Genomic DNA, 12348 nt, shown 5'->3' on the forward strand with positions numbered 1-12348 from the left:
TAGTCCGAGTATATCCAGCTAAATCCGGGATTTATTGGTATACGTTTAGGTATACGTTAAAATGTATGCCATAAACGTATACCAATTATGGAAGAACCCTTACATGGCGCGGACTACACGCCCCCTCACACATACCGAAGTACAAAAAGCCAAAGCCATAGAGAAAGACCTCACCCTGCATGATGGTGACGGCCTGTTCCTGTTAGTTAAAACCACCGGCAAGAAGTTGTGGCGTTTCCGCTACCTCCGCCCCGGAACCAGTTCACGAACAATGGTTAGCCTCGGTGCCTACCCTGCCCTGTCACTTGCCGATGCCCGACAAATACGTGCCGAAAAGCTCGTGATACTGGCGAGGGGCATTGACCCACAGGCTAAAGAGGCAGCAGAAGCGGAACAACAGCAGATAGCGCAAGAAAGTATTTTCCTGAATGTGGCAAAGCAATGGTTCGCGTTGAAGCAGGCCAGCGTTAGCGCTAAGCATGCGGAGGACATCTGGCGTTCTCTTGAAAAAGACATACTGCCATCTATCAAGAATGTCCCGGTTCAGGACATCAAAGCGCGTTTACTGATCCAAGTGCTGGAACCTATCAAGGCCCGTGGCTCATTAGAGACAGTTCGACGTTTAGTGCAGCGTATTAACGAAATCATGATCTACGCCGTCAACACTGGCTTGATTGATGCTAATTCGGCCTCTGGTATTGGTAATGCATTCGAGCGCCCTAAGAAGCAGCATATGCCGACCATACGGCCCGAAGAGCTGCCTAAACTGATGCGTACAATCTCGATGAGCAATCTATCGATACCCACCCGTTGCTTGCTTGAATGGCAGTTGCTGACGCTGATACGTCCTGCAGAAGCCTCCGCAACCGCATGGGCTGAGATCGATATAGAGAAACGTGAGTGGCGTATCCCGGCGGAACGGATGAAGGCTAAGCGTGATCATGTCGTTCCACTCTCAGATCAGGCATTAGAGATACTCGAAATCATGCACCCTATCAGCGGTAGGCGTGAGCATGTTTTTCCTAGCCGTAATGACCCACGTAAACCGATGAACAGCCAGACGGCAAATGCTGCGTTAAAGCGTATTGGCTATGGCGGCAAGCTTGTAGCTCATGGGTTACGATCTATCGCGAGCACAGCTATGAATGAGGCTGAGTTTAATGCTGATGTGATTGAGGCAGCATTGGCACATAATGACAAGAACGAGGTCAGACGTGCCTATAATCGCTCTATATATTTAGATAAAAGGCGGGAATTAATGCAATGGTGGGGATTGGAGGTTTACTCAAGAAAATAGCAATCAAAACACCTCCTCTGATTTAATCCCGTGTCCACTACTGGCATGGGATTAAAAATTAACCCCATTAAAAAACAAGCGATAGAAGTGATGTTCTCTCATTTTAATATCATGAATCCAGATAAATACCAGTATATATTTATAATTATTTCACATTACTATAATTAGGGAGATTAATTACAAATGTAAATCCAAAAATCTCTTAATATCTCATTTTTAGAAAATGACAAAATTGTTTTAGCATTAACAAGGAATTGCAAAAAAAAATAAATTATTAAAAATAGGCAGCTATTATTTCCAATGCCAGTTACCCTCCCCCAGTACACTCCAATTTAATCATTCCTTTACAGACGCCAGTTTTAATGATGGCGGGAAAATGATGTATATATTTATTTTTGAGCAAACATGGAAATAAAATTAATTAACATCTTTTCAATCCCTATTTCATTTTAAACTTAATATATACACTGGCGCATTATGTATCAAGAAATAAGAAATAAATTAAAAAACTGCTAATCACTTTGTGTTGGTCATTTTTTCTGTAAGTTCCTATCCTGTAATGGATGTAATAAATTAACTTTTCTTGTTTTTGAAAAGTGCCTTACTCCATTGTTTAACAATTCAGCATCATCAAAGTGCCAAATATTAAATTTCCTTTCACGTGGGAAGGTATCTGATGCTAAATCATCCCACCCTAAATATTTAGCAATGTTCTTTTGAGTGCTAACTTTTCTTTCGTTCTCCGCTTTTTCTTGGAAAGCACTCATGACGCCCCCCAAAAGGAAATCGCATAACTGAATTGCAGGTTGCGATTTTGAATCATGCTCTGTTATTACTACCTTTCCCTGAAAACTCTTACCTATAATCTCCTTATTAAGAATATTAACTGATATTTTCTCAGCCTCTTCATCAGCTTTTTTGTATCTTGAGGCTATTGGATCAACCCAAAATCTAAACTCATGATCATAATTAGGGTGCGCATTAATAACATATTTCATTTTTCTTGTAAGGAGCATTGTAAAATGTTTTCTTCGAGCTAAATCATAGTCACCATCATGATAGTTTTTATTTACTAAAGATTTCTTCACAACAACACAATGAAATGCAAGCCATTGTTTTCTAAAAAAGAAATCAATTAAATCCTCTGACACTCTATACATGCTCTCGCTATGAGCTTTTTTCCATTTTACTTCATTGCGAAAACCTTTATTTGCGAGTATAGCCTCAAACTCACGACGAAAATCACCTCGCCTTTGCCATAACATCCATAGGCTCCCAAAACCATAATATTTCTGTCCATCAATGCCAGATTCATCGCATGCAATCAGCCATCTTTTCACATTTAAAGGAGGATCCAAATCTAATTGAGTAGCATTATCATTTTCTTCAGGCATTGGCTATCTCACATTTGAAGTGTTCATTCTAATAAAATAATTGATCACAAAACGAACATGCGCAAGTTTTTACAAAAATGGGTACAGGAGATCGTATTACTTGATTTTTATCTACCTCATAGCGTCTTCCCCTGCGCGCGCAATACTTCCCCCGCCTCGCCTGCGCGCTTCATGTGTCGCTTTTCATGCAGTTGCATGAACGGCCGCAGGCCGCGCCAGTACTGGTGCGGCAGGGGATGAAAAGCACATTGTCCTGCATGCAAAATCATGCACCCTATGCATGCACGCGCAATTTGAGACTGGCTAGCCAGGAAAAAGGCTGTTTTGGGCGAGGCGGAGGGGGAATGCCCCGCGATGCTATCGAGAGCGGTGGGGCGTTCTCATCGACCGGTTGCGCTTGTATCGGCTGGCACAGGATTTTATCGACGCTTTCCACCGTCTTGAATGTGCAAGAACAGGTCAGGCTCTGACATTGGTAATACGCCTCTTTCGTCCGCTCCGTGATATAGCGACTGGTGCGGGTATAGGACGCATGGGTGCACAACGGGCAGCGCATCATGATTGGGCTCCGTTCTCTTGCAGCAGACGGCGTTTTTCCGCCAGTTCTCTTGCCACTTGCATCTGGCGCATTGGACTTCTTTGCAGCTCCTGCAATACGCCGGTTTGTTCCGGTATTGTCAGGCCAATCTCATTCAGCACCGGGTGGTCGATATTTTGTGTAGCCATGGTAGCGCGAATGCGGCCTTGTAGCGTTCCCAGTACCTGTTGCTCAATCATTTTCATCGGATTGTCCGCATAGACGCCGTAAGCCCGTGAAGCCAGTGCACACGCCTTGATAACATCAGGGCTGATTAGCGCCTTGCTCAGCGCATCCAGGGCCTGATGCATCGCGTGAGCTGCAAAGGTCGTGAGGGCGTCTTTGTGCGCGCTCACCACCTTCGGGGCTGTGCCGCCGCAGTTGAGGTGAAGCTGCATTTTGTCCAGCTCCATCTCCTCAATCAGGCCGTCGAACTCTTTCGCCTGCTCCCGCTTGGAAATCCGACTGTGGTGCTGCGCTTGCCGTTCCGGTGTCATTTCTCCGCGCAGTTTGCGAAACAGGATGCGCCACTGGCTTTCTGCCTCCTGGCTCTGCACTTCGGTGTCTTTCTTCTGTTGGTGGCAGCGGGCAATGCCTGTCACGACGTCGGTCAACGCTTGATAGTTTTTGTCGTGGGCGGCGCGAGCGTCACGCAGGGCTTGCAGTTTATCGGTGATGTATTTCGGTAAGGCGGTGCTGCTCATGGTCGTGTCTTCGGTGTCAGTCAATGTGAAGCTATTCTGCTGACCGCCGTACAACATCGCCATTCATCCCGGTTGGACTGTCCCCAGGACAACAGCCTTGAGCACTGATGAGAAAACCATCAAGCCATTTTTAGTTTTACCTATAACTATTCACTACTGTTCACCTAAATAAAAAATACAGATAAATCAGTAAATAAGGTGGTGAACAGTTTTCTATAAACTCTTCACCCGGTGTTCACCACTGTTCACCCGGCCCAAAACCCCCTTTTCCCTGGCTAGCGGTGTTTGGCGGTTTTTCCCTATTAATCAACCGCCCATTCATCGCTCAGGCTTTTCGGCCGGTTTGCCAACAAAGGTCAATAAATGCCAATAAAGGCCAATATCGGCCAACGTCGTCCATTTGATTGAAAAATAAGCATAAAATCTGTTCCACCACACAACAACACCTTGTTGCCACCCCGGTAAATATTCACATAATAGGGCGCTACCGAAGTTCACACAGTCCCGGCCAGCGTTGGCCGGACACAAAGAGGTAGCGTTTTTATGTTGACCGTTTCCACTCCCACTCCATCCACCCCGTTGCCGGTTATTCCTGGCGGTTACACCCCACGCGAGCGCTTTATTCGTCTGCCGGAAGTGCTCTACACCACCGGCCTGTCCCGCTCCACCGTGTACGAGATGATGAGCCGTAAGCAGTTCCCGGCTCAGGTCTCCCTCGGCGGTAAAAACGTCGCCTGGCTGGCCTCCGAGGTCGAGCAGTGGATGGACGAACGTATCGCCAACCGTCACCAGGGGGCCGCCGCATGATGCAGTTAACCTTGGGTCGCCAGCACTTTACCCTGAGCGACAACGACGCACTGTTTATCGCGGAAGCCATCCTGTTGCAGCGTAAAGAGCCTGGCGTCGTCTTGCCGGAGCACCGCAGCGAAAAACACGGCGTTATTCGTCTGGCGAGTCGCCAGGCGCAGCCGCGCCTGTTCTGTGCCGGGCCGGTGCCGCTGACATGCGCAGTTGCCGATACCCGCAACGACCAGTTGACCGACTGTTGATCACTATGCAGCCGATTGAACGTCCGGGGGCGTCTTACGGCTTGCCCCCACGTCCGGCCCTGCGCTATAGTCCTCCCGCTGCCGCAAAATCGGCAGCCGGGCGTGGAAACCCGTGTTTAACTATGGCGACACAACACGCGCCACGCGTGTTTTTTTATGTCGCAGCCTTAGCGCGCTCATTTTTTGCGCGGTGCATGTTATGCTACCGCAGCAGTCAATCAATGGCGGCTCAGGCGGGGCTGACTTCGGTCAGGCCGGTTTACATAGTTACCGGTATTTCCACCCCCGTCTGGGCTACCACCCATAAGCGTGGAAACTTCGGTGGTAGCTGTTATCAGCTAACTATGGAGGCTGCCACCATGGCTACGATCCTCACCCCGACTCACCCGACATTCTGCTTTTTGTTTGCGGCCGTACGCCGGTCTGCGCTGACGGCTTCACCGCGCATCGTACGCACCGTGGCGGATTCTGAGCACAACGCCCGCCGTAGGCTTTCCCGTGACTACGTGTTGTCCTTTGCCGGTCGTCTGCCGGTTAAGGCGGCAGCATGAACACCCTGGCCGACCGCTACCACCGCGACACCCATTACCCTATTCCGCACGCCGATTTTCTGCGTCTCCAGCATGCGCACGCCACCGGTGTGCTGTTCCTCGACCTGCTGGATACCCTTGACCTCGGCGGGCAACGCCCCGATGCCGTGCAACAGGCATCGTTTGCCTCGGTCATTGCCTTGCTGACCGACCAGCTCGGCCACGTCGTCAACACCTGTGAATCCCAAATCCTTGCCCGCATGGAGGCCACCGCCGCATGAACACCTCATCCTGTTTACCGATTGAAGTCCGTACCGCCGTTTTCCGCCGCGCCGTGGCGCAAGCCTATCTGGACACCTGCGCCTTTTACCGGGTGAGCCTCGGGTACACGCTGGATGAGCTGCAGATGACGATTGCCCTGCGCCTGGAGGGGCACTTTGTGCGTCAGTATGGCGCAGAAGACGGCATGGACATGGCGTGCACCATGCTAAGCGACATGGTACAGCCGGACGTTCTGGTGGCTGCGCCGCGCCTGACCGCGCTGGGGCAGAAGATGATGGACGAACTGTGCTGCGAGCGCCTGTCGGCGGCACAGAACGCCACCGTACACTGAGGAGAAGAGCATGAGCGCCCACTTCGTATCTCAGACCGTACGCACCGCCACCGGCCAGTGGCCGGTGATACTCCCGGCCCTCGGTATTACTTTACAGCCGAACGGCAAGCCGCAGCCGTGCCCGACCTGCGGCGGTAAAGACCGCTTCCGCTTCGATAACCAGGACGGGCGCGGCACCTGGTTCTGCAATCAGTGCGGGGCCGGTGACGGCCTCAACCTGGTGGAAAAGGCCCTGTCACTGTCTGCCCGGGCTGCCGCCGAACAGGTGGCTGCCGTGATGGGGGAAAACACCAACGCCTTGCCACCGGCCGCTGAGACTGGTCATTCACCACAAGACAAGGCCGAGGCTCAGCGCAAGGCCGCGCGACAGGCACAGGCTTTAGTGGATGCCGCGCAGCCCCAGACCGGCAACGCCTATCTGAGCGCCAAGGGCTGGCCGGAGGCAGAAACCCTGACCTTGCAGGGCCAGCCGCTGCGCGTTGGCGGTATCACCTTCCAGCCCGGCGACCTGCTGTTGCCGCTGCATAATGCCGGGGGTGAGGTGGTCAACGTGCAGCTGATTAACGCCCACGGTGACAAGCGCATGCTGGCGGGCGGGCAGGTGAAAGCCGCCTGCCACACCCTCAGTGGCCCGGACAACACGGTTATCTGGCTCACCGAAGGCTACGCCACCGGCCTTACCGTGCACCGCCTGACCGGTGAGACGGTGTGCGTGGCGCTCAGCGCCAACAACCTGGCGGCGGTGGCAGAGCAGTTGCGCAGCCACTACCCGAATGCGCGGCTGCTGCTGGCGGCCGATAATGACCGCAGCGGCACCGGACAGACCCGCGCCGCCGAGGCGGCCACACTCACCGGCGGTGTCCCAGCGCTACCGCCCACTGAGGGCGACTGGAACGATATTTACTGCCAGCAAGGCGCTGAGGCCACGCGTGGGCAGCTCCAGGCGTTCAGCCAGCCGCCGCAGCCGAGCCCGTTCGACACGCTGAGCGATGCCGACCTGAAAGCCATGAGCGCCAGCGAGAAGGCCGAACTGCTGGCCGAACACTACGGCAACACCCTGGCGGTGCCGCCGGTGGGGGAAGAGCTGTGCCGCTATACGCGCGGCGCCTGGCAGGTGCTGCCGCACCGGCAGCTGAGCCGGGAGATTGCTGCGCTGTTCCAGAAGGTGCGTGCGCCGTTCTCCGCTGCCGGTATCAACAGCATCCTGGACACCCTCAAGCTGATGGTGCCGCAGATGGGCGACCCGGCCCGCCGGTTGATAGGCTTTCGTAACGGGGTGTTTGATACCGTCAGCGGCCAGTTCAGCGCCCACCGGCAAGCGCACTGGCTGCGCACCGTCAACAGCGTGGACTACACGCCGCCGCGCGCCGGGGAGAACCTGGCCGACCATGCGCCGCACTTCTGGCAGTGGCTGACCCGGGCTGCCGGGGGCAATCACGACAAGCAGGAGCGTATTCTCGCGGCACTCTTTATGGTGCTGGCCAACCGCTACGACTGGCAGCTGTTCCTTGAAGTGACCGGCCCCGGCGGCAGCGGCAAGAGTGTGATGGCGGCCATTGCCCGGCTGTTGGCAGGTAGTGATAACACCACTTCTGCCACCATCGACAACCTGGAGTCGGCGCGCGAACGGGCCAGCGTGGTCGGCTTCTCGCTGATTATCCTGCCCGACCAGGAGAAGTGGAGCGGTGACGGGGCGGGCATCAAGGCCATCACCGGCGGCGATGCGGTCGCCATCGACCCGAAATACCGCGACGCCTACGCCGCTTACATCCCGGCGGTGATACTGGCGGTCAATAACAACCCGATGCAGTTCAGCGACCGCAGCGGTGGGGTATCCCGTCGGCGGGTGATTATCACCTTCCCGGACGCGATACCGCTGGCCGAGCGCGACCCGCAGCTGCTGGACAAAATCACCCAGGAGCTGGCGGTGATTGTACGTCACCTGATGCAGCGCTTCGCCAACCCGAACGAGGCCCGCACATTGCTCCAGGTGCAGCAGAGTTCGGCGGAAGCCCTTGAAATCAAACGGCATGCCGATCCGCTGGTCGATTTTTGTGGTTACCTGACGGTGCTGGGTACCCCGGAGGGTATGATGATAGGCAACGCCAACATCACTCCGCCCAATCCGCGCCGCTACCTGTACCACGCCTACCTGTCGTTTATGGCGGCGCGGGGCTATCAGCACGTGATGAACCTGACGGCGTTCGGCCAGGCGGTGCCGCAGACGCTGAAAGAGTATGAGCATACGCTGCTGAAACGCCGCACCAAGCAGGGAATACAAACCAATCTGATATTGAGTGACGAGTGCGAAGCGGACTGGCTGCCTAAGTGCGGGGCGGTGTGACGATGAGCGGGTCGATCGGCCGAGCCGATCAATAGGCCATTATTGATCTGCCGAACCCATTGGACGCTCAATCGCCGCGCCGCCTGTAGTGGCAGAAAAAAATACACGCAACAATACAAGGACATCACATAGGCCATACTCTGGCTGACATTATTACAACAGTAATAACTAAACCGGCGCAGGCCAGTTTTTGTTGTCAGCCTTAAATCACCTCCTAAGGAAGTGGTGATTAACCTTATGAGGCTCTAGCCTAAAGGAAACACATGCCGTAATATTCCCGCTTACTCACCACAAGTAAGAAAGAAATCACCAACATGAGTTTATACGGGAGTTAATCACATGTGTTCTGACGTTGCAAATACCGCCAATTCTGGACGTCGAAGTAAGATTTAAAATACTCCGCGACAAGGTAGGAAAAGAGCTTTATCGAACGATTTCAATCCTCTACAGCATGAAGGACTGTGAAGTTCTCGATCTAAATATTCAGCCAGATCATATGCACTGGTCACGATAGTCCCACCGAAGCCTTCGATTTGGACGTTTATGGGAGACTTAAAAGGACTCAGTGCAATCCGCCTTTACAATCGTTTCCCACATATACGAAATAAGCTGTGGGGTAACCATTTTTGGGCAAGAGGATACTTTGTCGATATGGTAAGAAATTATCAGGTGATACGTGAAGCATCAGGATAAGAAGGTCCAATAGTTCGAACAGCAGATAGAGTTGTTACAGGATTAACTCGAATATGGCCCCCTGGTATGGGGGCGTCGTGTTCCATTATCAACGACTATCAGAATTCCCGCTCATCATTTTCTGATGAATAACCACGCCGTGGTTCGATATCGCTTCCCAGTTTTACTTGATAATCATCTACGGAAAACTTTATCCCTTTCAGGCGCTTAACCATGATGTTCTCCAGATCCAGTGCCAATACAAATTTTGATTCATTGGTCGCGATCTGTCTTGAGCTAAAGGTGTTGTTTTCTATTGTCTTTATTACCCTCCTGATTTTTGGGTTAAATCCATAATAAGGAACATCATTATCATCCTCACCTTCATATTCAAACAGGGTTACAGCATATTGTGAGTCTTTACCCCCAGAGTCTGAGTTTTTTATTTTTGCGGATTTATTGAACAACACAATATTGGTTTTATCAATGTCTTCATCGTTATCATTTACCTGAGTCGATTTAAACGTTATGCCATCAAGGTCAAATCCCTCGTATAATCCAAGGTATTCCGCCACCGCTTGCGTCATGAGGTACTCATGGCCATTAGCGCCATTCAACACAGGGATCGTCAGTTTATGCGCTAACGTTTTTAAAAATCGGATTTTTTCCCTGACCTGAAGATGTTTCGGGTCAAATTTACTGACCCCTGCAGGGGGGATAAAATTCATTGATGAAAGATCAAGTATCCTTAAATCACGCAAGGGGCGAAACTGGGCGACGATGACCCAGCTGCCAACTACCGGTCGGATCTCTGCCATCGCCGTTTCAGGCGATAGGGAGCCATAAAAGACAGGTACACCTAGGGCATTCATACGCCCAGATTTTGCGCTATCGGGTGGTGGTGGTCCTAGGTAACGTTCTGGCTGAGCCAGCGCCTTTTCTACCTCACTGATTTCTGTAAATGACCGTGCACGATAAAAAACATTTACATGCGTATAGGATTTTATTGCCGAACCGCTCTCATCTGTGCGCATTGTATGAATATCTTTAAACAACTCATCAAGAAAGATTTTCGCATCTTTATTAAAAAAACGAGACTCGTGCTTTAATGACCGCGTGATCTCTTCCCATTTGGCATCATAATTACCGCGTATACTTTTGATGGGAACAAAAGTACTATCACATTCATATTTTGCTTCGTTATCATAATAATAACTATCGATTAACGGATTGCTCTGCATGGACTCATAAATATCGGCAGCGATATTAAAATCGACACCCAACTCTTCCTCTATTATAAATGGTGCCTCTTCCCCCCTAGCATTGCCTACATAATCATACCCACCCTGTTCATAATAGGTGTCGAACATAGTGTCGATCCATTCGCCGATTTGTTCGATACTGACGTTTATCAACTTTCTTTGGCAATAACTGCAATTTTTCTTTCGATTTCCTTCATTTTTTATTCTGGCCTTGACATGTTTATCCGGCACACATCGATAACATATAAATCTTTCTTCTAGCATAATTTCACCCACCTGTATTTATTCATGCTGGTTGTTGTTGCAGGAGTCAAGACGTCACCAGGATGAGTTCAGCAATGTTTCGCAACCAATCATACAACGCTTTACCTTCTTCCATCGCGGAGTCAATGTTGATCTCCCAGCACGTTACGGTTCCCCGAACTGTTGTATCTCATGTAACATAGTAACCAGCGTGCCATACTTGTCCTCAATGATCACTCGGCGGCTATAGGTCAGGTAATTTACCCTTTGCCTAACTCCACCATAACATGTGAATGAACAGTGGGTTCTTTGTCCTCCCGATCACTCTGGACTGCCTGCATATGGATAATTAGGAGCTGCAGCATCGTGTCCGAGTCTCGTATATAGTGAGCAAGGAGCCTGCTGGCCAGACCTCAGCAACCGTACGGGAAATCGTTCAGTTTCTGCCAGTAACCCATCGAAACATTCGTGTGACCTGATGTCAGCAGCAAGCACCAGGGCTTTGTGGAATGCATGGAGAGGTCATTTGAAATCTTGAGTTATTTGTTCATCTTCCCTTTCTTTCATTCACCTGCATTCTCACCGGCAGACACGCGTCATATACCGACTGATACCACTCAGCGACCTCCCTCCCTCGCTGGCGAGCCCTAAATGCCCGCTTAACCTGGAAGAGTGGGGTTATGGTGCGGGTGCGCTCCGATCGTGGGCGAGTTGAGTTCATCATACTGCTGGAACAACGAATACTAATATCACATATAATCAATAACTTAAATACACCTTATCTCTTTTCATGCGCAGAGCCTAAAAAGACAATACTCAGATCAAATATCCTATGCATAAAGCGTGTGCCGGGTAACGTCAGTATTGCTACCCTGTCGTTTTGAACCGAGCGTCGCCGGAGTGCAACCAGCCCAGCGAATGATAATCTCTTGATGAAAAACTTAAACTTTCCTAACAATTTCCCCTTGAAACCTCACGTTGTGTGGGTTAATAATTAGTCGCTTTACATAACTTTACACGCTGTGGTTTCATCATCAAAAGGAGTTGTTTATGAAAGTTATTGATCCATCTATGCTCTACCATGTTTCTGGTGCAGGAAATTTTGGGGATAACCGTGATGGTGGCGGCCGAGTCAACAACAATGGTGGCAGCAATCGTGGTCACGATTCTGGGCGTGATGCAGCCCAAGCGGCAGCTGCGGCGACCGGAGGCGTTATCGGAGGGATGCTCACTGGACCGGGGGCACCATTGGGCGCTATTGTGGGTACCGTTGTCGGTGGTGTTCTTGGCGGAGCCGGTTTTGATGCCGCATGGAATGCCACTCACAGCAACAACGGTGGTAACGACCGTGGTGCCTTTGGCGGTGACAGCAACAAAAACAGTGTTAATGGACAGTGCCACTGGTAATGCGGTGATGGCCGGGGATATCTCCCGGCCACTCGAAGGAGGAGCTCATTTCGCTATGAAGAAATTTATCCGAGTTTTTTTTCTTTTTCTATTTTGTCTTACCGTGGTCAATGTTATTCAAAGCGCTGAACTTAAAGGGCTTTTAGTGATAAAAAACCTGTGCTACTCTGTCGTTATAGCGCTAGGCTATGTCTTTGTGACCAGTGAATGGTGGAAAAAAAATGTGCTGAAACTCAGGAAAGACTGATGGGTGGAG

General features: G+C 50.9%; 12 protein-coding genes and 1 pseudogene. 9 read left to right on the forward strand and 4 right to left on the reverse strand.

Annotation, left to right across the window (positions count from 1 at the left end):
- The first annotated feature begins 103 nt into the window (after positions 1 to 103).
- Positions 104 to 1297 carry an integrase domain-containing protein gene (locus FOT55_RS24905; protein WP_147824184.1) on the forward strand — a complete coding sequence of 398 codons (1194 nt, stop codon included), beginning with the start codon at positions 104 to 106 and terminating at the stop codon, positions 1295 to 1297.
- Positions 1298 to 1827: 530 nt separating this feature from the next.
- Here FOT55_RS24905 and FOT55_RS24910 read toward each other — a convergent pair.
- The 3 genes from FOT55_RS24910 to FOT55_RS24920 form a co-directional block, all read right to left on the reverse strand.
- Positions 1828 to 2691 carry a DUF3800 domain-containing protein gene (locus FOT55_RS24910; RefSeq protein WP_147824185.1) on the reverse strand — a complete coding sequence of 288 codons (864 nt, stop codon included), beginning with the start codon at positions 2689 to 2691 and terminating at the stop codon, positions 1828 to 1830.
- A 274-nt stretch (positions 2692 to 2965) separates the two neighbouring features.
- Complete coding sequence (locus FOT55_RS25655; RefSeq protein WP_238476132.1) at positions 2966 to 3250, reverse strand: ogr/Delta-like zinc finger family protein; 285 nt, start codon at positions 3248 to 3250, stop codon at positions 2966 to 2968.
- Positions 3247 to 4035 carry an NAD-dependent aldehyde dehydrogenase gene (locus FOT55_RS24920; RefSeq protein WP_238476133.1) on the reverse strand — a complete coding sequence of 263 codons (789 nt, stop codon included), beginning with the start codon at positions 4033 to 4035 and terminating at the stop codon, positions 3247 to 3249. Before FOT55_RS24920 ends, FOT55_RS25655 begins: the two co-directional genes overlap by 4 nt.
- A gap of 480 nt (positions 4036 to 4515) precedes the next feature.
- Between FOT55_RS24920 and FOT55_RS24925 the strand changes: the two genes are divergently transcribed.
- From FOT55_RS24925 to tnpA, 7 genes and pseudogenes are all read left to right on the forward strand, one after another.
- The gene (locus FOT55_RS24925) at positions 4516 to 4779 is read left to right on the forward strand and encodes a helix-turn-helix transcriptional regulator (RefSeq protein ID WP_147824186.1); all 264 of its coding nucleotides are present in this window, start codon (positions 4516 to 4518) and stop codon (positions 4777 to 4779) included.
- Positions 4776 to 5021, forward strand: coding sequence for a hypothetical protein (locus FOT55_RS24930; RefSeq protein WP_147824187.1), 246 nt, complete (start codon positions 4776 to 4778; stop codon positions 5019 to 5021). Before FOT55_RS24925 ends, FOT55_RS24930 begins: the two co-directional genes overlap by 4 nt.
- A gap of 5 nt (positions 5022 to 5026) precedes the next feature.
- Positions 5027 to 5572, forward strand: coding sequence for a host cell division inhibitor Icd-like protein (locus FOT55_RS24935; RefSeq protein ID WP_147824188.1), 546 nt, complete (start codon positions 5027 to 5029; stop codon positions 5570 to 5572).
- Positions 5569 to 5832: a hypothetical protein gene (locus tag FOT55_RS24940; protein WP_117287185.1), complete on the forward strand. Its 264-nt coding sequence runs from the start codon at positions 5569 to 5571 to the stop codon at positions 5830 to 5832. The genes FOT55_RS24935 and FOT55_RS24940 overlap by 4 nt, the downstream gene beginning before the upstream one ends.
- Complete coding sequence (locus tag FOT55_RS24945; RefSeq protein ID WP_033631431.1) at positions 5829 to 6164, forward strand: DUF5375 family protein; 336 nt, start codon at positions 5829 to 5831, stop codon at positions 6162 to 6164. Before FOT55_RS24940 ends, FOT55_RS24945 begins: the two co-directional genes overlap by 4 nt.
- 10 nt (positions 6165 to 6174) lie before the next feature.
- Complete coding sequence (locus FOT55_RS24950) at positions 6175 to 8508, forward strand: primase-helicase zinc-binding domain-containing protein (RefSeq protein ID WP_147824189.1); 2334 nt, start codon at positions 6175 to 6177, stop codon at positions 8506 to 8508.
- 350 nt (positions 8509 to 8858) lie between these two features.
- A pseudogene (gene tnpA / locus FOT55_RS24955) lies at positions 8859 to 9186 on the forward strand (IS200/IS605 family transposase); the annotation flags it as partial.
- Positions 9187 to 9299: 113 nt separating this feature from the next.
- Here the strand turns inward: tnpA and FOT55_RS24960 are convergent.
- On the reverse strand, positions 9300 to 10706 hold the full coding sequence (locus FOT55_RS24960; protein ID WP_147824190.1) for an RES family NAD+ phosphorylase: 1407 nt from the start codon (positions 10704 to 10706) through the stop codon (positions 9300 to 9302).
- Between the two features lie 1060 nt (positions 10707 to 11766).
- On the opposite strand from FOT55_RS24960, the gene FOT55_RS24965 reads away from it, so the two are divergent.
- Positions 11767 to 12339, forward strand: coding sequence for a hypothetical protein (locus FOT55_RS24965; protein WP_147824191.1), 573 nt, complete (start codon positions 11767 to 11769; stop codon positions 12337 to 12339).
- Positions 12340 to 12348 lie beyond the last annotated feature (9 nt).

The sequence above is a fragment of the Serratia bockelmannii genome, assembly GCF_008011855.1.
In the GTDB taxonomy this organism is placed as follows: Bacteria; Pseudomonadota; Gammaproteobacteria; order Enterobacterales; family Enterobacteriaceae; genus Serratia; species Serratia bockelmannii.

Excerpts from the sequence above, each read along its gene's own strand:
- FOT55_RS24905 (WP_147824184.1), top strand. The coding sequence starts at position 104 with ATGGCGCGGACTACACGCCCCCTCACACATACCGAAGTACAAAAAGCC.
- FOT55_RS24910 (WP_147824185.1), bottom strand. The coding sequence starts at position 2,691 with ATGCCTGAAGAAAATGATAATGCTACTCAATTAGATTTGGATCCTCCT.
- FOT55_RS25655 (WP_238476132.1), bottom strand. The coding sequence starts at position 3,250 with ATGATGCGCTGCCCGTTGTGCACCCATGCGTCCTATACCCGCACCAGT.
- FOT55_RS24920 (WP_238476133.1), bottom strand. The coding sequence starts at position 4,035 with ATGGCGATGTTGTACGGCGGTCAGCAGAATAGCTTCACATTGACTGAC.
- FOT55_RS24925 (WP_147824186.1), top strand. The coding sequence starts at position 4,516 with ATGTTGACCGTTTCCACTCCCACTCCATCCACCCCGTTGCCGGTTATT.
- FOT55_RS24930 (WP_147824187.1), top strand. The coding sequence starts at position 4,776 with ATGATGCAGTTAACCTTGGGTCGCCAGCACTTTACCCTGAGCGACAAC.
- FOT55_RS24935 (WP_147824188.1), top strand. The coding sequence starts at position 5,027 with ATGCAGCCGATTGAACGTCCGGGGGCGTCTTACGGCTTGCCCCCACGT.
- FOT55_RS24940 (WP_117287185.1), top strand. The coding sequence starts at position 5,569 with ATGAACACCCTGGCCGACCGCTACCACCGCGACACCCATTACCCTATT.
- FOT55_RS24945 (WP_033631431.1), top strand. The coding sequence starts at position 5,829 with ATGAACACCTCATCCTGTTTACCGATTGAAGTCCGTACCGCCGTTTTC.
- FOT55_RS24950 (WP_147824189.1), top strand. The coding sequence starts at position 6,175 with ATGAGCGCCCACTTCGTATCTCAGACCGTACGCACCGCCACCGGCCAG.
- FOT55_RS24960 (WP_147824190.1), bottom strand. The coding sequence starts at position 10,706 with ATGCTAGAAGAAAGATTTATATGTTATCGATGTGTGCCGGATAAACAT.
- FOT55_RS24965 (WP_147824191.1), top strand. The coding sequence starts at position 11,767 with ATGTTTCTGGTGCAGGAAATTTTGGGGATAACCGTGATGGTGGCGGCC.